Genomic DNA, 18078 nt, shown 5'->3' with positions numbered 1-18078 from the left:
GTGTGGACCGCCAACCAGGCCCACCTCACACTGCTCAACGACATCGCCACCGAGTACAAAGCCGCCCACCCGGACATCACCGAGATCAAGTTCGACTCCATCCCCGCCGACGGCTACACCACCACCCTCACCACCCAGATCGCCGGCGGCAACGCACCCGACCTCGCCTGGCTGCTCGAAGAGTCCGCCCCCGACTTCGTCTCCTCCGGCGCCCTCGCCCCCATCAAGACCAAGGTCGAGAAAGCCGACGAACTCGTACCCTCCGCCACGAAGTTGTGGGAGAAGGACGGCGAGCTCTACGCCTACCCGTTCTCCACCTCCCCCTTCGGCCTGTTCGTCAACACCGACCTCGTCACACAACTACCCACGACCTGGGAACAAGCCGTCACCGCGGCGTCCGGCAAGAACCTCGTGCTGCCCGACTTCAAATACCAGAACTGGGCGGTGCTCTCGGCGATCTGGCGCGGCTGGGGCGCCACCGCCTGGAGCGACGACGGCAAGCAGTGCGGGTTCGCCAGCCCCGAGATGAACGACGCCATGACGTTCATCCACAAAGCGATCTTCACCGACAACGCCATCCCCGGCCCCGGCACCACCGTCGACTTCTTCGCCGGCAACGCCGCCATGGCCGTCAGCCAGATCTCGCGCGCCGGCGGACTGAAGGACGCCAAGTTCGGCTGGACGCTGCTGCCCCTGCCCAAGGGCCCCAAGGGCGACTACGCGGTGATCGGGCAAGCCGGAGTCGGCGTGCTCAAGCGCTCGAAGAACGCCGACGCCGCCGCCGACTTCCTCGGCTTCCTCACCAACACCACCAACTCCGCGAAACTCGCACAGTTCTTCCCACCGGCGCGCTCGTCGCTGCTCAACGCCCAGACCCTGGCCAAGAGCAACCCGCTGATCAAACCGGAGCAACTGCAGGCGGTCGTGATCGACGGCATCAGCAAGGGCGTGGTCAAACCCAGCCACCGAGGCCAGGAAGAGCTCAACCAGACCATCCGCGCGGCACTCGACCCGCTGTGGAAACCGGACGCCAACATCGGACAGGTGCTCGACGACGTGTGCGCGAAGATCAAGCCGTTGCTGGAGCGCTCGTGACGTTCTGGACCCACCGCAGGCGCGACAACCTGGTCGGCTACCTGTTCGTCGCGCCCGCACTCCTGGGCAGCCTCGCGTTCGTGCTCATCCCGCTCGCGCTCGTGGCCTGGTACAGCCTCAACGAGTGGAACGTCCTCGCCGGCACCTTCGAGTTCATCGGCGCGGAGAACTACGAACGGCTCCTGAACGACGACAAGCTGCGCGACTCGCTCGTGGCCACGGCCTGGTTCGCCGCCGGGCTGGTGGTGCTCAACCTGTCGCTGGCCTTGCTGCTCGCCGTGCTGCTCAACCAGAAACTGCGCGGCACCACACTGTTCCGCACCCTGTTCTTCTCCCCCGTGCTCGTGTCACTGGTGGCGTGGACGCTGGTGTGGCAGCTGATGCTGCAACCGGAGGGCAGCGTCAACGGCCTGCTCGGGTTCTTCGGCATCGACGGACCGAACTGGCTGCGCGGCGACACGACCGCCATGGTCTCGGTCATCGTCGTCCAGGTCGTCAAGAACGTCGGCCTGAACATGGTGCTGTTCCTCGCAGCGCTGCAAGGGGTCCCGGCACCGCTGTACGAGGCCGCGAAGCTCGACGGCGCCGGAGCGTGGACGCGGTTCCGGCGGATCACGATCCCGTTGATCAGCCCGACGATCCTGCTCACGTCGATCATCACCATCGTCGGCTCGCTGCAGGTGTTCGCGCAGATCGCCGTGCTCACCCAGGGCGGCCCCGGCACCTCCACCACCGTCCTGATCTACTACCTGTACCAGCAAGCGTTCCAGTTCCACCACTTCGGCTACGGCGCCACGATCTCGGTACTGCTGTTCGTCATCGTCGCCGCCCTCACGCTGCTGCAGTGGCGGATGCGCCGGAAGTGGGTGCTCCATGAAACGTAAGGTGTGGCTCTACGGCCTGCTCTGCCTGCTGTGCGTACCGTTCGTGTTCCCGACCTGGTGGATGGTCACCTCGTCGATGAAACCCATCAACGAGATCTTCTCCGAGTCGCTGCTGCCGGACGAGTGGACGTTCTCCACCTACGAGCAGGTCTTCCAGCTGCAGCCGTTCGGGCAGCAGTACTGGAACAGCCTCTACATCGCCGTGATCGTCACCATCGGCACGATGGTGGTGGCCGCGATGGCCGGATACGCGTTCGCGCGCATCCGCTTCCCCGGCCACAACGCACTGTTCGTCGTGGTGCTGACGGGCCTGCTCATCCCCAGTGAAGTCACCATCGTGCCGCTGTTCCAGCTCTTCCAGCAGCTCGGCCTCACCAACACCCACTGGCCGCTGATCATCGTCCCGATCTTCGGCGCCCCCTGCGTCCTCGCCATCTTCATCATGCGCCAGTTCTTCCTCGCCCTGCCCGCGGAGCTCGAAGAAGCCGCACGCATGGACGGCCTGGGCCGCGCCGGCATCTTCTACCGGATCGCACTACCGCTGTCCCGCCCGGCACTCGGAGCGGTCGCGATCTTCACGTTCCTGCACTCCTGGAACCTCTACCTCGAACCCATCGTCTACCTCTCCACACCCGACATGTTCACCCTCCCGCAGGCGCTGACGCAGTTCGTCGACATCTACGGCGGTCCGATGTGGAACGTCCAGCTCGCCGCCGCGACCATGACGGCCATCCCGATCCTCGTCGTGTTCGTGCTCGCGCAACGGCAGTTCATCGAGGGTCTCGCACACACGGGCGTGAAGGGGTGATCGACCCGGAGATCGCGGCCCGGGCCGACCTCACGCGGCCGCCGTTGACGGCCGCGGGCATCGCGGAACGCCGCCGGACCGGACGCGTGGTCACCGACGCCGAGCTCACGCGGGACGGCTCGGTGACGTTCACCGAGGAGGACGCCGACGGGGTGCCCGTCCTCGTGTTGCGCCCCAACGGGTTCGACGGCCCGCCCGTGCTGCACCTGCACGGCGGCGGCATGGTCGCGGGCACGCGCCGCTCCGACCTGCACGTGCTGGCGGAGTGGGTCTCGGAGCTCGGCGTCACGCTGGTCTCCCCCGAGTACCGCCTGGCCCCCGAACACCCGCACCCGGCGCCCGTGCGGGACTGCTACCGGACCCTGACGTGGATGCAACGCGTGGGCTTCCCGCCTCCGGTGGTCGCGGGCACGTCGGCGGGTGGGGGCCTGGCGGCGGCGGTGACGCTCATGGCCCGCGACCACGGCGGCCCTGCCGTCCGCGGCCAGCTGCTCATGTGCCCGATGCTCGACGACCGCTGCGCGACGCCGTCCAGCCACCAGTTCCTCTCCGGAACCACGTGGGTCCGCGCGTCCAACCTCACCGGCTGGACGGCGTTGCTCGGCGACGCGCGAGGGGGGCCGGACGTGTCCCCGTACGCCGCACCGGCCCGTGCCACCGACCTCTCCGGCCTGCCGCCGACGTACGTGGACGTGGGCTCGGTGGACGTCTTCCGCGACGAGGCCGTCGACTACGCGGCACGGATCTGGCGGACCGGCGGGGACGCCGAGCTGCACGTGTGGCCGGGCGGCTGCCACGGCTTCGACCAGCTGGTTCCCGACGCCGTCCTGTCCCGGCGGGCCCGTGCGGCGCGAATGGAGTGGCTGCGGAAGGTGATTTAGCCGCTCACGTGGGTACCAAGGCGACATGACTGCCACACGCACGATGCAGGCCGACGCCGACATTGTGTTCAACACCGCTTCGGACGACACGCGCGCGCTCGCGTGGCTGCCGCCTTCGCTGCGCACGTGCGAGATCGTCGTGAACACCGACGAACGCACGCTCGAATGGCGCCGCAACGACGAACAGTGCGCTTACCTGCGCGTGGAGCAGGGCGGCGCGGGCACCAGCGAGGTCGAGCTGCGCCTGCCGGACGACACCGGCGGCGACGACGCGCTGCGGGCGCTGGAGGCCGAGGTGGCGGAGAACTTCACGGCGGGCTGATTGGTCACCCGGCCGCAGGGTAACCAGGCCGCATGACCGATCCCGTGAACCCGGAGGCCCCGCACTCGCCGGGCACTCCCGACCTGGGCGACCTCGACACGCCCGAACCGGACGTCTCGCCGGAGCGCAACGACACCGAGCCCGAGGTGCCGCAGGACGAGCCCGACGCGCCCGAACCGCCGGACTGACCGTCAGACCCGGACCTCCCGGTCCGACTTCGGCCACACGTACGGCAGGTCGTCGGGCACGTCCGGGAAGAACCTCCGGTAGAACGCCGGGTCCTTGCGGACCAACGCCGACCGGTGGCTGCGGTGGAGTTCCTCGTCACCCAGCCACCACGGCAGGTCCCCGGCCGCGGCCAGCTCCTCCTGAGTGCGCACGACCGTGATCTCCTTCGCCCGCCCCAGGTCCGACCGCATGGTCGCCTCGCACGTGTCGCGGTAGCCGCCCGCACGCCACTGCGCGCAGACCTCGATCCCGTACCGGACGAGCGCCTCCTCGTACCCGGCCCACATCCGCACGGCCGGGTGGTGCCGCCAGCCGTGGCCGGGCACGATCAACGCCCGCTGCACCTGCAGGGTCTCGACGCGTTGCTTGCCGAGCCTGCGCTGGTCGAGCACGCGGGCCGTGAAGGTGAAGTCCTGGTAGGGCAAGAAGGTCTGCACGGTAGAGGCGTACCCGCGCAGCCGCCGCGCAATCCCGGCGGATGTTTTCGAAACACCGCCACGGGTAGCCGACCGGCATGAGCACGGACGTTCGAATCATGCCGATGGCCGCCCACGAGTACGCCGCCGAAGTGCACGAGGGCGCCGAGACGACCAGGCACCACGTGGTCCTGTCCGAGGGTTTCTTCGACGACCTCGCGCTGGTCGAACCCGATGAGCCCACCCTGGTCGGTGAGATCATCCGCTACCTGCTCGACCGCGAGCCGAACACCTCGGTCCCGCGTGAGCTGGACGCCGCCCGCCTCGTCGCGGAGGACCCGGAGTTCCTGCCGGAGCTGCGCCGCCGCCTGACCTGAGCACCACACCCGGCCCGGGCTGCTCGCCGTTCTCCCGCGGCGAGCAGCCCGGGTCGCGTCACGCCACCGCGATCCCCTCCAGCTCCACCAGCAGCTCGGGCAGCGCCAGCCGCGTCACCCCGAGCACCGTCGTCGCCGGTACGACGCCCGCGGCCGCCAGCCGGCCCGCCAGCACCCCGTAGTGCGCGAACAGCTCGTCCACGTCCGTCGTGTACACCGTCAGCCGCACGAGGTTCGCCGGTGACATCCCGGCGGTGCCCAGCACCGCATCCAGGTTGTCCAGGCTCAACGCCAGCTGCGCGGCCATGTCCCCCGCGTGCTCCGGCTTGCCGGAGGCACTCATCGCTGCCTGCCCCGAGCAGTACAGCGTCCGCTCGACGCCGGACACGACCTCCCCCTGGCTGTACCCCAGCGCCGCCGACCACTCCCACGGGTTGACGGCGGTTCGTTCCACTGCCACGTCCAGCTCCATTCGTTCGACCTGGGCAGCAGCCTCGCAAGCAATACACGACATCCTGTGTCACGTATTGCCGTACGGTTCGGGCATGCGCGCCGATCGCCTGGTGAAGCTGGTCCTGCTGCTGCGCCACCGCGGGAGGTTGTCCGCCACCACGATCGCCCGGGAGCTCGAGGTCTCCACGCGCACAGTGCTGCGTGACGTCGAGGCGCTGTCGAGCGCCGGTGTCCCGATCTACGCCGAACGCGGCCGCAACGGCGGGTTCGCGTTGCTGCCCGGTTTCCGGACCGAGCTCACCGGCCTGAACCACGACGAGGCGCTCGCGTTGCTGATCGCCGGCTCACGGCGGGGCGCGCAGGTGTTCGGGCTGGGCTCGGCGCTGGCGTCGGCGGTGCTCAAGGTCACCGACGCGTTGCCGGAGAGCTACCGCGACGCGGCGGCCGGGAAGGCGCAGCGCCTGCTCATCGACCCCGGGACCGACCTGCTGGAGCGCCGCACCACCATCGAGGAGATCCCCGACGCCGTCGTCACCGAGCTCCGGCGCGCGGTGTTCGCCGGCCACAAGCTCAAGATCCACTACGCCGCCGGGGACCAGCGGCCGCAGTGGCGCACGGTCGACCCGATCGGCCTGGTCACCGTGCGCGACCAGGGCTACCTGCTGGCCACGAAGGACGGTGCGGACCGCACGTACCGGTTGTCCCGCATCAGGGCCGCGGCGGAGCTCGACGAACCCGCGGACCGTCCCGACCACGTCGACCTGGACCGCACCTGGCAGGAACGCGGCGCCCGGTTCCGCACCGGCGGCGAGCAGACGAGCGTGCGGCTGCGCCTCGACCCGGCGAACCACGCACAGCTCGTGGACACGGCACTGACCGTCCACACCGAACAGCCCGGCGCGGACGGCTGGCTCACCGCGGCGGCCACCTTCCAGGACGCGTGGCACGCCGAGTGGGCGCTGTGGCAGCTCGGCGCGAACGCGGAGGCCCTGGACCCGCCGTGGTTGCGCACCGCGCTGCGCGACCGGGCCGCCGCGATCGCCGCCCGCTACCGGTGACCTACCGGTAGCGCGGGTGCGTGGTGTGCCACTCGAACCCGCCGCCCATCCAGGCCTTCACACCCTTCAGGAACCGGTGCAGCTCCACCGACGGCACTGCCAGCAACGCCCGGTGCCCCGCCTCGAAGTCCCGCACGAGCTGGTTGTGCAGCTCGACCGTCCGCTCCACGGCCTCGGCCATCGAGCACCGCCGGTCCGCCGCGATCTGCAGCACCATGTTGCACACCGGCTTCTCGTCGGCCGCGTCCTTCTCCACCGACACGAGGTCGTTGACCATCACCGACGCCGTGCCCGCCGCGGTCAGCAGCTGCCGCACGCGCGGGTCGTAGTAAAGGGGTGCCGGCACCTCATAGCCGCCGACGGCGTCGATCAGAGTCATCGATGTGTAGAACGTGTCGTGCTGCCGCGTCGCGAGGTACTGCCACGCGGGCGGGTACGAGCCCGTGTGTCGCCACGCTGCGTAAGCACCCCACGAGACGAACATCGCGAAGGTGGAGTAACACACCCGCTGCACGATGGTCGCCGTGGAGCGCGACGCGAGGTGCGCGATGCCGGACCGCAGTCCGACGAGCACGGGGTCGTCGCCCAGCACCTCCTCCAGCTCCACCGTGAACTCGGCGGCCGGGGCCACCGGGTCCATCGCGGCCATCGCCAGCGCCAGCCGCGGCGGCAGCTCCTCGGGGACGGCACCCATCTCGGTGCTGTCGGCGTAGAGGTCGTCCGCCGCCCACCACGCGGCGTTCAGCTTCGCCGCGATCAGCAGCTGCTCGACGTCGTCGGTGTCGACGTGGGTGAGCACGGCGAGGCGGCCGAACCGGCCGCCCAGGAACCGTTCCGGCTCGTCGAACCCGCAGCTCTCCGCCCACGCCACCAGCCGCTCGTCCACGGCGGCGGCGAGCAGCTCGTTCTCGCGTTCCACGACCGGCACGTACATCGGCGGCGCGGTGCCGTCGCCCCACGGGCGTTCGGCGTAGCCGGGCTCCGCGGCGGCGGAGACGGCCTCGGGCCGCCCGAGCCGGGCAGCGGAGGTGCCCAGCCCGGACGGCCCGGAGAGGAGATCCCTCATGTCAGCCACGGACTCCATCAGATCCGGTCAGCGACGATCAGGAGGTAGTGGAAGCTGCCTTCCCGGTACGCGGTCAGGAACGGCTCCTCGACGCCCGTCGCGACGTTCGACTGCGCCCGCAGCTCCCAGTACGGGATGGTGTCCGGCGTCAGGTCGACCACGCTGATCGGCACGAACCCGTTGTCCGCCAACGCCCTGAAGTACGCGCTGCGCGGGTGGATGTTGCAGATGTAGTGCTGGTCGATCTGGCTGACCGCCCGCGACCGCCCGCCGGTCAGGTCGTTGTAGCAGCCGGTGATGCACACGTACCGGCCGCCGGGCGCGATCAGCCGGGCGAACTCGCCGTAGAGCTGCTGGAGGTCCACGTACATCGTGGTCTCGTTGGTCCAGATGCCGGTGAACGACCCGGTCTCGAACCCGGTGTCGAGCATGTTCTTGAAGTGGAACCGCACCTGGTCGGCCACACCGCGCTCGACGGCCTGGGCGTTCGCGAACGCCACCTGCTGCTCGGAGATGCTGACGCCGTCGACCTGGGCGCCGAACCGCGCGTTGGCCATGAAGCTCGTGCCGCCGCGGCCGGAGCCGCCGTCCATCAGGTGGCCGCCCAGCGGCACGTCGCCGAACGCGTCGAGCAGGACGTTCGCCTGCGCGGTCTCCAGGCGGTGCATCTCGGCGATGATCGCCTCGTCGCGCACCTCCGCCGGTGCCGTCAGCACGGCCGGGTCGTACTCACCGAGGCCGTAGTGGTGGTGGTAGAGCCCGTCGACCTCGCCGAGCTTGATGTTGACCGGGTCCTTCTCCCTGTTCCAGTAGTCGGCGACGGAACGCTGGTAGTCGGTGCGCAGGACCGGCTTCACAGTGGGGCTCGCCATACCTCGGGTGCTCCTGTTCGTTGGAACGCTCACTGCTGAACAGCACAAGACCTTTGCACCTTCCGGACCAGTCGGCGAGCCGCCGAACGGTGATGTCCCGATCACGAACGGGTGCTCCGAACACCCGCCTGAGTGCGTGCCATAACGCACATTTCCGGGACGGAAGCCCCTCTTTCGATGGTTTCCTTCATCCGCTGGAATGACAACGCTCTGCGTTATTCCACGTCACCTGACAGCACCAAACGGGGGAAACAACGGCAAATCACCACACGACGCCCTTCCGGCGCAGCAGGCTGTGCGAGCTGAGAACCACAGGGAGAACCGATGGCGGACGCGGTCGCCGTGCACAACCAGGGCGGTGCGCTGATCGAGCAGTACCAACGCACGGGCGAGCACCGCATGCTCGACGAGGGTGTGGCGGTGCTGCGTGAAGCGTTGCGACTGGGCGGCCTGACCGAGACGATCAGCACGCTGGCCTCGTCGTTGCTGCACCGCTACGAGACCGCGCACGACCCCGCCGACCTCGACGAGGCGATGGACCTGCTGACCCGGCTCGTCGACGGGCCGGGCGTGAACCTCACCCAGGCCACCGAGATCGTCCGCATCCAGCGCCACCGCTACGAGCGCGACGGCGACCCGCACAGCCTCGACGAGGCCATCGCGCTCGCGCAGGGCGTCGTCCGCCAGACCGGCCCCGGCCAGCGCGACTACGACCTGATGCAGCACCTGCTCGGCCTCGCGCTGGCCGAGCGCTACGAACGCACCCGCCAGCTCGCCGACCTCGAAGGCGCCATCGCCGCGCACCGGATCGCCGCCGACAACGCCCGCGACGAGCTGCGGCCGGGCATGCTGCTCAACCTCGCCGCCACGCTGCGGGCGCGGATCGCGGCCACCGGTGACCTGTCGATGCTGGAGGAGGCGGAGGCGATGGTCGGCGGGGCGCTGGCCGCGCTGCCCGCGGGCCACCCCGAACGCGGCAACGCCGAGTGGCTGATCGGCGCGCTGGCCCAGTTCCGGGCCCAGCTGCACCGCGACACCGACGTGCTCACCGACGGCATCGGCGCGCTGCGCAGGTCCGTCGAGTCGGCGCGGGACCCGGAGTCGCTCGGCACCCGGCTGGACAGCCTCGCCGGTGCGTTGCTGCAGCGGTTCGAGCACACCGGCGAACCGGGCGCGCTGGACGAGGCGGTCGAGGTGCTGCGCCGCACGCCGCCCGGCGCCGAGCACCTGACCAGCCTCGGCAACGCCCTGCGGCTGCGCTACCGGCACTTCGGCGACGTGGACGCGTTGCGCGAGGCCGTGCGGGTCCTGCGGGAGGCCGTCGCCGCCGCCGTCGACCGGCACGCGCACACCGCCGCCGCGACCAGCCTCACCCAGGCGGCGACCGAGCTCGCCGAACGGTTCCCCGAGCTGGTCACCGACGCCGTCAACGCGGCACGGGCGCTGGTCGCCGCCACCGAGAGCGCCGACGCCAAGGAGATGCTCGCCGTCACGCTGCGGATGCGGTTCGACGTGACCGACACCCGCGAGGCGCTGATCGAGGCGGGCGAGCTGTTCGAGCAGGTGCTGCGGCAGCGCCCCGCCGGTGATCCGCTGCACCCGCGGGCGCTCGCGAACCTCGGCGGCTTCTGGCAGCAGGTCTACGAGCTCACCGGCACGCCGGAGACGTTGAACGAGGCGGTCATCTACTACGGCAGGGCCGCGCGCGCCGACCCCCAGCAGGCCTCCTACCACCACTGCTTCGCCCGGCTGCTGCTGCGCCAGGCCGAGCAGACCGGCGACTCGGGGCGGCTGCGGGCGGCCGCGCGGGCGCTGGCGGAGTCGGCCGCGAGCGAGGCGCTCGACCCGGTGACGCGGGTGCTCGCCGCGCACACGGCGTCCGTGACGTCCGCGCGGATCAACGACTGGGAGCAGGCGCTGCGTGGTGCCGAGCGGGCCATGGCGTTGCTGCTGCGGCTGGCCGGGCCGGACGTCGAGAACGGTCTCGCCGAGCTGGTGGAGCTGGTGGCGGACGCGGTGGCGTGCGCGGTCCAGGCCGGGCAGCTGGCGCTGGCGGCGCAGTGGCTGGAGTACGGCCGCGACCTGTTGCTGGGCCGCGTGTTCGACGACGACCGGCCGCTGACGTTCCCGTCGATCGGCGAGCTGCAGCAGTGCGCTGTGGACGGTCCGGTCGTGCTGCTCAACGTGAGCCGGCTGCGGTGCGACGCGCTGACGCTGTGGCCGGGCCGGGTGGAGCTGCTGCCGTTGCCGCGCTTGCGGTACGAGGACGCAGCAGCGCACGCGGAGCAGTTCGGCACCGACGACCACGCGTTCGGCGAGGTGCTGGAGTGGTTGTGGGACACCGTGGCCGAGCCGGTGCTCGAAGGCGTGCCCGACCACACGCACGTGTGGTGGTCCCCGACCGGGCCGCTGACCGGCCTGCCGCTGCACGCGGCGGGACGCGGCGGCCGGTCCGTTCTGGACCGGGTGGTGTCCTCCTACACCCCGACGGTCCGTGCGCTCGCGTGGGCTCGTGCGCGTGCGGCCTCGCCCGTGGGTCCGCCGAGCATGATCGTGGTCGCTCCCTCCGACGCACGGCACGAGGTCGCCGCGCTGGCCGAGCTGTGGGAGGCGGCGGCGTTGACCGGCCCGCTCGCCACGCGCGAGAACGTCCTGACCGCCCTGGAACACCACCCGTACGTCCACCTCGCCTGCTCCGGCGACCCGTCCGGCAACCCGGCGCGCAGCGCGGTCCGGTTGCACGACGGGCCGTTGACCGCCCTCGACGTCGCCCGCCTGCGGCTGCCCGCCGCGCGCCTCGCCGTGCTGTCCGGCGCACACCTCGCGGGAGCGTTCACGCTCGCCGGCTACCCCGGTGTGATCGACACGCTCTGGCCGGTCGACGAGGTCGCGGCCTCGGACGTGACGGTCGCGTTCCACTCGGCCCTGCTCGACCACGGTCTGAGCCTGCCCGCACGGGCACTGCACTCGGTCGTGCTCGAACTGCGCGACCGGTACCCGGCGCGGGTGTGGGCGGCGTTCACCCACACGGGAGCCTGACCCGCACCACCGGGCGGGAATGCGCGGCTCACGCGACGGCGACTGCCCGGCCGACCGGGAACCGCACGCCGGTGAGGTCCTCCGAGACGGCCCAGAGGCGTTGCTGCACGGCCAGGTCGTAGGAGTCCGGGCTGGAGGTGACCAGCCGCGGGTGGCCGCGCACCTCGGCCAGGCCGTCGGGCCCGTAGTACTGGCCGCCGAGGACGGACGGGTCGGTGGCGGCACGCAGCGTGGGAAGGGCGCCCGCGGCGGCGGTCTGGGTGATGACCGGAGCGAGCCAGGTGATCAGCCCGCGGGCGATCGGCGGGCTGTTGCGGATCAGTTCGGTGTTGGAGACACCCGGATGTGCGGCCACGGCGGTGGTAGTGCCGTGCGCGGCGAGGCGGCGTTGCAGCTCGTACGTGAACATCAGGTTGGCGAGCTTCGATTGGCCGTAGGCGGCGGCCCGGCCGTAGGAACGCTCCCACTGCAGGTCGTCGAAGTGGATGGCGGCGCGGATGCGGTGGCCGGTGCTGCTGACCGTGACCACCCGCGAGCCGGGCACGGGCAGCATCAGGTCGAGCAGCAGCCCGGTGAACGCGAAGTGGCCGAGATGGTTGGTGCCGAACTGCAGCTCGAAGCCGTCGCGGGTGGTCTGCTTCTGCGTGTACATGACACCGGCGTTGTTGATCAGCAGGTCGATCCGCGGGTGGGTGGCGCGCAGACCGGCCGCGGCGGTGCGCACCGAGTCGAGCGAGGTCAGGTCCAGTTCCCGCACGGAGACGTCGCCGTCGATCCGTGCGGCGGCCAGTTCGCCCTTCTCGGTGTCGCGCACGGCGAGCACGACCGCCGCCCCGCGTTCGGCGAGCCGCTTGGCGGTTTCGAAGCCCAGCCCGGTGTTGGCGCCGGTGATCACGGCAACGCGCCCGTCCTGGCGCGGGATGTGCTGCTCGGTCCACTTCATCGCAGGCTCCTAAGGTACCGCCGGTAACTTACAGTCGGAACGCTAATGTACCGCCGGTACACTGTCAAGGTACCGACGGTACCCAAGCTAGGATCGGCATCATGACGTTCCAGCGGGCGCGCACCGAAGAGCAGCGTGAGGTCCGGCGCCGGGCGATCCTGGAGACGACCTCGGCGATGCTCGACGAGAAGCCGGTGGCCGAGGTGACCCTGAACGAGCTGAGCCGGCGGGTCGGCCTGGCCAAGACGGCGGTGCTGCGCTACTTCGAGTCCCGCGAGGCGGTGCTGCTCGACCTGATGGACGACCGGACGGCGACGTGGCTGACCGAGCTGGAGCACGAGCTGGCCCGCGGTGTCGGCCCCGACCGGTCCGCGGTGGACCGGGCGGAACAGGTGGCCGACGTGCTGAGCCGGTCGCTCGCCGACCGGACGGCGCTCTGCGACCTCTACGGCGCGCAGGGTGGGGTGCTGGAGCACAACGTCTCGGTGGACGTGGTCCGCCGGCACAAGAAGGCCTCGCTGGACAACCTCGCGGTGATGGCCGGGCTCGTCCGGCGGCACCTGCCCGAGGTCGGCGGCCAGGCTGAGCACCTCTGCCTGACCGTGCTGCTGGTCGCGGGAGCACTGTCCGCGTACGCCTCGCCGCCGCCGAGCCTGCTGGCCGTCTACGAGTCAGAGCCGGAACTGGCGGTCCACCGCGTCGAACTCCGGACGGCCCTGCGGCTCGCGATCACCACGTCGCTCCTGGGCGTGCTGCCGCGCCCCTGAGCCCCGCGGTTCCACAACGGCGTTCAAAAAGTAATTGAAACCCTTTGCAGAGAGCCTATTTCAGCCACGTGAATGTTTGACACATTCCGCATTCATGGGCTACAAAGAATCGGCCCCGCCCTGCCGAAGGGTTCTCACCACATGCGAACCTCACCACCTCTGCTGTGCCTGCTCTTGGCCGGCACCCTGGTCACACCCGTCACACCGGCGACGGCCGCACCCGCGTTGACGAGCCTCGACGTCTCGTCGGCCAACCGGCGCGCACCCGTTCCCGGCCTCTACGACTGGTCGAAAGCCGGTTATCGCGGCAATGGCGTGCTGCCCGGCAACAATGAGGTCAACCCGAGCGCGAGCTGTCAGATCACACCGGCGGAGCTCGCCTCCCAGTTCGCCGTTCTCCCGAATGACGCGGCGGACGACACCGCGGGCTTGCAGGCGGCGATCGACAGCATCAGGACGTCGTGCTCGCCGGGTGCGAGCTATTCCATGCTGAGCCTCATCACGCTGCCCGCCGGCGAGCTGAAGGTGTCGCGGGAACTGCACGTCGACGCCGACTACCTGATCATCAGGGGCGCCGGGGCGACCGCGACGAAGATCGTCTACACGCCCGACGCGAACACCCGCTACGACACCCTCACCCCGGACGGCTCGGACTGGGACGAGGACGGGATGACGTCGGGACAGGGCAAGGGCGGCTGGCTGTGGCCGGGCCGCGGGCTCTTCCGGGTGCAGTCCCGTGGCGTGCACACCGGCTACGCGAGCGACTACGCGAACGCGCCGGCGAACCGCAAGGACATCTTCGAGGGCACGGTGAACGTGCACTGGAAGGTCGGCGCGAAGGTGAGCACCGCCGCGAAGGCGGGTGACCGCACGATCAAGGTCGCGTCCGTCACGAACATCAAGGTGGGCACGCTCGTCAACGTCCGCGCGGCCAACTCGGTCAAGTTCTACGAGCAGCAGTTCGCCACCGGCACCCCGCACCCGTTGCAGAACATGCACATGCGCCAGCAGATCTTCACCGTCGCGGCGGTCTCCGGCACCACGGTCACGCTCGACAAGCCGCTGGAGTTCGACGTCCCGGTCGACTCCACGTCGGACGGTTCACCGGCGATCGACGGGACGACCTACGCCTCCAAGGTCTCGCCGCTGGTCGACCCGGTCCTCGGCGTCGGTTTCGAGAACTTCGGCTTCACGCAGGCGATGCCGGGCCTGAACCCCGCCGAGGCCGTGCACAACTACGGCAACATGGCGCCGGCCGACGAGATGCACGGCATCGTGTTCAAGTGGGCCGCGAACTCATGGGTCAGGGGCATCCGCGCGGAGATGACCGGGTCGCACCCGATCGTCACCGAGGAGGCCAAGAACCTGCAGATCGTGGACAACCACCTGGACGGCTCGTGGAACAAGGGCAAGGGCGGCAACGGCTACTTCCGCGGCTCGCGGGTGTGGGACTCGCTCTACGCCGGCAACACCTCGCGCAACCTGCGGCACTTCACCTTCCAGTGGTCGGCGTCGGGCAACGTGGTCATCGGCAACGACTTCGACTCCGACCTGAACCTGCACGGCGGCTGGGAGCGCAACAACCTGTTCGAGCTCAACACCGTGAAGGTCCCCTACGCCCACCGCTCCGGCAACTGCCGCGCCAACTGCGGTGAGGAGGGCGGTGGCGGTCCCGACGACTCGAACTGGTTCCCGATCTGGTGGGGCGCCGGCCAGAAGGCCGTCAAGTGGTCGGGCGCGTCCGGTCCGCGCAACGTCTTCTTCAACAACGACATGAGCAAGCAGCTGTCCACCGGTGGCGCCTACGAGCCGTTCTACAGCGAGCGGCAGCGCGTCCACCAGTTCGGCTGGAACGGCACCGCGTACCGGCACCTCGACGTCGGCGGCACCCCGATCACCGACTGGGCGAAGAACGAACGGCGCGACTACACCGGCGGCCACGGCGTCGACGTGTCCACATCGGACTCGGCCAGGTCGTTGTTCCTCAGGGACGTCCCGGCCGGCAGCACGCCGGAGGAGCCCACGGGGACGATTCCGGTGGCGAACGCCGACCAGCTCAGGGCAGCGCTGGCGAACGCCAGGCCCGGCGACGTCGTCCAGCTCGCCCCCGGCACCTACCGCGGCTCGTTCGTCACGCAGAAGGCCGGCACGGCGGGCAAGCCGATCACCCTGACCGGGCCGTCCTCCGCGGTGCTGGTCAACGACGGCCCGTCCGGCACCGCGCCGTCCTGCCCGGTGCCGACCGCGGGCTGGGACTCGGGTTACGGCCTGTGGCTGTACAACGCGCCGTACTGGACCATCAAGGGCATCACCGTCGCGGACTCCAAGAAGGGCATCGTCCTCGACAACTCCCACCACGTGACGATCGACGGCGTGACCGTGCGCGGCACCGACGAGGAAGGCGTGCACTTCCGCCGTTCCTCCGCGGACGGCGTGCTGAAGAACTCGACGATCACCGACGCCGGTGTCGTGACGAAGGACTACGGCGAGGGCGTCTACATCGGATCGGCGAACTCGAACTGGACGTGCCACGGCAACTCCGGCGGCGTCGACCGGTCCGACCGCGTCCAGGTGCTGGGCAACCGGATCGGGCCGAACGTGGCCGCCGAGCACATCGACGTCAAGGAGGGCACGCAGGGCGGGCTGATCTCCGGCAACACGTTCGACGGCACCGGCATCAGCGGCGCGAACTCCGCGGACTCGTGGATCGACGTGAAGGGCTCCGGCTACCGCATCGAGAACAACACCGGCAGCTTCACCTCGCCCGGCACGTTCAAGAACGGCTACGAGACGCACAACCCGAGCACCACGCCGTCGTTCGCCAACGGCTGCGGCAACGTGTGGCGCGGCAACACCTCCGACCTCGGCGGCGTCGGCGAGTACGCCGTGTACGTCTCGTCCACGTCGAAGTGCAAGGACAACCCGAACGTCGTGCACGGCTCGAACACGGTCTCCCGCGCGAAGAAAGGCCTGACGAACGTCCCGGTCACCCCGTGATCCGGGGTTGAGGTGGTCCGATCGGTGTACGGCGGCGTCTCCGGTCGGACCACCTGCTTTCTCACACGGTGGCCCTGAGCGCGCGCACCTCCTCCCGCAGCGCCCTGACCTCCTGCAGCACCAGGTCGTCGTGCGCACCGGTCCGGGGCGCGGGCAGCGCGACCTCCTCCTGCATCGCGCTGCACACGACCGCGATGAACAGGTTCAGCATCGTGAACGTCCCCACCAGCAGGTAGATCAGGAAGAACACCCAGGCGAACGGCTTCTGCACCATCAGGTCGCGCATCACGTCCGACCAGCCGTCGCCGGTGGTGATCTGGAACAGCGTCAGCAACGTCGGCCCCAGCCCGGAGAACCGGGGGTCGCCGGTGTCGCCGAACAGGTTGCTCGCGATCACGCCGCCCACGTAGACGAGCAGCACCAGCAGGCCCGACAACGACACCAGGCCGGGGATCGACCGCACCAGCGCCGTGACGACCCGGCGCATGCTCGGCACCATCGCGACGAGCCGCAACGCGCGCAGGATCCGCAACGCGCGCAAGACCGACAACGGACCGGCCGTCGGGATCAGCGAGATCGCCACGATCACGAAGTCGAAGACGTTCCACGGGTCGCGGAAGAACCGCCAGCCGAACGCGTACAGCCGCGCGGCCAGCTCGACCGTGAAGATCGCCAGTGCCAGGTGGTCGATGAACGTCAGCAGCGGACCGAAGTTCGCGTGCAGGACCGTTGTCGTCTCCGCGCCGAGCGTGAGCGCGTTGACCACGATCACGCCGACGATGAACAGCTGGAACCGGTTGCTCTCCACGAGCGAGCCGACGCGGGCGCGCACCATCTTCACCACAGCTCCTAGCGCACAGGGGTTTTCCGAAGCTATCGGCGGTGGAGGCGGCCCAACTGTTCACCCGATGGAGTTGATCAGCTCCAGCCGGCTCGCGGTGCGGGCGAGGTCGAGCGCCTGTCCGCCGACGATCTCGGCCAGCGGGTGCTCGCTCACCAGGGTCAGGCGGGCGTCGCGGTCGACGAGGACGTCCACGACGTTCGCGAACCGTTGCTGCGCCTCGCGGTCGCGGGTCTCCAGGCGCGGCACGTCCACGACCGTCCACTCGTCGTACCGGTCGGCGAGCGCCAGGTGGTCCGCGGTGGAGGTCGGCTTCTCGCACAGGTCGCCGAAGTCGAACCAGATCCGCCGCCCGGCCACCCCGAGCGCCGTGACGGCCCGGCCGTTGACCTCCAGCACCACCGGCGGCCCCGGCACGTCCGCCGACGTCGTGATCGTCCCGGTCTCGAACCGCGAGCGCGGGCGCCCGTGCAGGTGCCGGTAGTCGACCTCGCCGTCGAGGGCGACGGCGTCCATCAGCTCCTCGACGAGCGCGATCCCCGGCAGGAAGAGGTCGTGGTAGAGCGGGTTGGGCAGCAGCCCGTGCGGCGGGTAGTTGGACGTGGCGATGACCATCACGCGGCGGGCCCTCAGCTCCTCCAGCAGCCGGGTCATCAGCATGGCGTCGCCGACATCGTGCAGGTGGAGCTCGTCGAACGCCAGCACGTCACAACGCCCGACCAGCTCCTTGAGCGCCTTCGCCACCGCACCGCGTTCGTGCAGCCGTGACGAGATCCGTGTGTGCAGCTCGTGGAAGAACGCGTGGAAGTGCACGCGCCGTTTGCGTCGCACGGGCAGCACGTCGAAGAACGCGTCGGCGAGGAAGCTCTTGCCCCGCCCGACCGGCCCGTGCAGGTACACGCCCCGGCGCCGCTCCCCCAGCCCGGCGAGCTCGCCGATCACCCGGACCTGGCCGGCGTCCAGCTCGTACCCGCTGGCCGCGACGTGCGCGAGCAGCCGTTCCCGAAGATCCACCGCCACCCCCGGCGCCA

At 70.1% G+C, this 18078-nt stretch carries 18 protein-coding genes; 11 read left to right on the top strand and 7 right to left on the bottom strand.

Translation table 11 applies throughout. The features are described from left to right. From ADL03_RS36380 to ADL03_RS47665, 6 genes are all read left to right on the top strand, one after another. A partial coding sequence (locus ADL03_RS36380) for a sugar ABC transporter substrate-binding protein (protein WP_053738162.1) occupies positions 1-1095 on the top strand: 1095 nt, incomplete at its 5' end. Continuing rightward, complete coding sequence (locus ADL03_RS36375; protein ID WP_197288950.1) at positions 1092-1979, top strand: carbohydrate ABC transporter permease; 888 nt, start codon at positions 1092-1094, stop codon at positions 1977-1979. The genes ADL03_RS36380 and ADL03_RS36375, both read left to right, overlap by 4 nt. Further along, a complete protein-coding gene (locus ADL03_RS36370) occupies positions 1969-2787 on the top strand; it encodes a carbohydrate ABC transporter permease (protein ID WP_053738160.1) in 819 nt (272 codons plus the stop codon). Before ADL03_RS36375 ends, ADL03_RS36370 begins: the two co-directional genes overlap by 11 nt. Continuing rightward, on the top strand, positions 2784-3668 hold the full coding sequence (locus ADL03_RS36365; protein ID WP_053738159.1) for an alpha/beta hydrolase: 885 nt from the start codon (positions 2784-2786) through the stop codon (positions 3666-3668). Before ADL03_RS36370 ends, ADL03_RS36365 begins: the two co-directional genes overlap by 4 nt. Positions 3669-3693: 25 nt before the next feature. After that, the gene (locus ADL03_RS36360) at positions 3694-3990 is read left to right on the top strand and encodes a hypothetical protein (RefSeq protein WP_157529610.1); all 297 of its coding nucleotides are present in this window, start codon (positions 3694-3696) and stop codon (positions 3988-3990) included. A gap of 32 nt (positions 3991-4022) precedes the next feature. After that, positions 4023-4178, top strand: a complete 156-nt coding sequence (locus ADL03_RS47665; RefSeq protein ID WP_157529609.1) for a hypothetical protein — start codon at positions 4023-4025, stop codon at positions 4176-4178. A 3-nt stretch (positions 4179-4181) separates the two neighbouring features. Here ADL03_RS47665 and ADL03_RS36355 read toward each other — a convergent pair whose 3' ends face one another. After that, positions 4182-4655 carry an MSMEG_6728 family protein gene (locus ADL03_RS36355; RefSeq protein WP_053738157.1) on the bottom strand — a complete coding sequence of 158 codons (474 nt, stop codon included), beginning with the start codon at positions 4653-4655 and terminating at the stop codon, positions 4182-4184. 77 nt (positions 4656-4732) lie between these two features. On the opposite strand from ADL03_RS36355, the gene ADL03_RS36350 reads away from it, so the two are divergent. After that, entirely contained in the window at positions 4733-5011 is a 279-nt protein-coding gene (locus tag ADL03_RS36350; protein ID WP_053738156.1) for a hypothetical protein, read from the top strand. A 58-nt stretch (positions 5012-5069) separates the two neighbouring features. Here ADL03_RS36350 and ADL03_RS36345 read toward each other — a convergent pair whose 3' ends face one another. Further along, entirely contained in the window at positions 5070-5465 is a 396-nt protein-coding gene (locus tag ADL03_RS36345; RefSeq protein WP_053738167.1) for a RidA family protein, read from the bottom strand. A gap of 91 nt (positions 5466-5556) precedes the next feature. Here ADL03_RS36345 and ADL03_RS36340 point away from each other — a divergent pair, with 91 nt between their 5' ends. Then, entirely contained in the window at positions 5557-6522 is a 966-nt protein-coding gene (locus tag ADL03_RS36340) for a YafY family protein (RefSeq protein ID WP_053738155.1), read from the top strand. Position 6523: 1 nt separating this feature from the next. Here ADL03_RS36340 and ADL03_RS36335 read toward each other — a convergent pair whose 3' ends face one another. Both ADL03_RS36335 and ADL03_RS36330 read right to left on the bottom strand, forming a co-directional pair. Continuing rightward, the gene (locus ADL03_RS36335) at positions 6524-7588 is read right to left on the bottom strand and encodes a family 2 encapsulin nanocompartment cargo protein terpene cyclase (protein WP_231642718.1); all 1065 of its coding nucleotides are present in this window, start codon (positions 7586-7588) and stop codon (positions 6524-6526) included. 17 nt (positions 7589-7605) lie between these two features. Next, complete coding sequence (locus tag ADL03_RS36330; protein WP_053738153.1) at positions 7606-8460, bottom strand: geranyl diphosphate 2-C-methyltransferase; 855 nt, start codon at positions 8458-8460, stop codon at positions 7606-7608. 324 nt (positions 8461-8784) lie between these two features. On the opposite strand from ADL03_RS36330, the gene ADL03_RS36325 reads away from it, so the two are divergent. Further along, positions 8785-11499 carry a CHAT domain-containing protein gene (locus tag ADL03_RS36325; RefSeq protein ID WP_053738152.1) on the top strand — a complete coding sequence of 905 codons (2715 nt, stop codon included), beginning with the start codon at positions 8785-8787 and terminating at the stop codon, positions 11497-11499. 28 nt (positions 11500-11527) lie between these two features. On the opposite strand, the gene ADL03_RS36320 is transcribed toward ADL03_RS36325, so the two are convergent. Beyond that, the gene (locus ADL03_RS36320; protein ID WP_053738151.1) at positions 11528-12442 is read right to left on the bottom strand and encodes an SDR family NAD(P)-dependent oxidoreductase; all 915 of its coding nucleotides are present in this window, start codon (positions 12440-12442) and stop codon (positions 11528-11530) included. Between the two features lie 101 nt (positions 12443-12543). Here ADL03_RS36320 and ADL03_RS36315 point away from each other — a divergent pair, with 101 nt between their 5' ends. Together ADL03_RS36315 and ADL03_RS47660 are read left to right on the top strand one after the other, a co-directional pair. Further along, on the top strand, positions 12544-13209 hold the full coding sequence (locus ADL03_RS36315; RefSeq protein ID WP_053738150.1) for a TetR/AcrR family transcriptional regulator: 666 nt from the start codon (positions 12544-12546) through the stop codon (positions 13207-13209). 141 nt (positions 13210-13350) lie between these two features. After that, the gene (locus tag ADL03_RS47660) at positions 13351-16206 is read left to right on the top strand and encodes a nitrous oxide reductase family maturation protein NosD (RefSeq protein WP_157529608.1); all 2856 of its coding nucleotides are present in this window, start codon (positions 13351-13353) and stop codon (positions 16204-16206) included. 61 nt (positions 16207-16267) lie between these two features. Here ADL03_RS47660 and ADL03_RS36305 read toward each other — a convergent pair whose 3' ends face one another. Beyond that, complete coding sequence (locus ADL03_RS36305) at positions 16268-17041, bottom strand: ion transporter (RefSeq protein ID WP_053738166.1); 774 nt, start codon at positions 17039-17041, stop codon at positions 16268-16270. A 66-nt stretch (positions 17042-17107) separates the two neighbouring features. Continuing rightward, entirely contained in the window at positions 17108-18067 is a 960-nt protein-coding gene (zapE, locus tag ADL03_RS36300; RefSeq protein ID WP_197288948.1) for a cell division protein ZapE, read from the bottom strand. Positions 18068-18078 lie beyond the last annotated feature (11 nt).

This window comes from Nocardia sp. NRRL S-836 (assembly GCF_001279525.1).
In the GTDB taxonomy this organism is placed as follows: domain Bacteria; phylum Actinomycetota; class Actinomycetes; order Mycobacteriales; family Pseudonocardiaceae; genus Lentzea.
Note: the sequence above shows the minus strand (reverse complement) of the source record. Positions and strands in the feature narration are given on the sequence as shown.

Excerpts from the sequence above, each read along its gene's own strand:
- ADL03_RS36370 (WP_053738160.1), top strand. The coding sequence starts at position 1,969 with ATGAAACGTAAGGTGTGGCTCTACGGCCTGCTCTGCCTGCTGTGCGTA.
- ADL03_RS36360 (WP_157529610.1), top strand. The coding sequence starts at position 3,694 with ATGACTGCCACACGCACGATGCAGGCCGACGCCGACATTGTGTTCAAC.
- ADL03_RS47665 (WP_157529609.1), top strand. The coding sequence starts at position 4,023 with ATGACCGATCCCGTGAACCCGGAGGCCCCGCACTCGCCGGGCACTCCC.
- ADL03_RS36350 (WP_053738156.1), top strand. The coding sequence starts at position 4,733 with ATGAGCACGGACGTTCGAATCATGCCGATGGCCGCCCACGAGTACGCC.
- ADL03_RS36340 (WP_053738155.1), top strand. The coding sequence starts at position 5,557 with ATGCGCGCCGATCGCCTGGTGAAGCTGGTCCTGCTGCTGCGCCACCGC.
- ADL03_RS36335 (WP_231642718.1), bottom strand. The coding sequence starts at position 7,588 with ATGAGGGATCTCCTCTCCGGGCCGTCCGGGCTGGGCACCTCCGCTGCC.
- ADL03_RS36330 (WP_053738153.1), bottom strand. The coding sequence starts at position 8,460 with ATGGCGAGCCCCACTGTGAAGCCGGTCCTGCGCACCGACTACCAGCGT.
- ADL03_RS36325 (WP_053738152.1), top strand. The coding sequence starts at position 8,785 with ATGGCGGACGCGGTCGCCGTGCACAACCAGGGCGGTGCGCTGATCGAG.
- ADL03_RS36320 (WP_053738151.1), bottom strand. The coding sequence starts at position 12,442 with ATGAAGTGGACCGAGCAGCACATCCCGCGCCAGGACGGGCGCGTTGCC.
- ADL03_RS36315 (WP_053738150.1), top strand. The coding sequence starts at position 12,544 with ATGACGTTCCAGCGGGCGCGCACCGAAGAGCAGCGTGAGGTCCGGCGC.
- ADL03_RS47660 (WP_157529608.1), top strand. The coding sequence starts at position 13,351 with ATGCGAACCTCACCACCTCTGCTGTGCCTGCTCTTGGCCGGCACCCTG.
- ADL03_RS36305 (WP_053738166.1), bottom strand. The coding sequence starts at position 17,041 with ATGGTGCGCGCCCGCGTCGGCTCGCTCGTGGAGAGCAACCGGTTCCAG.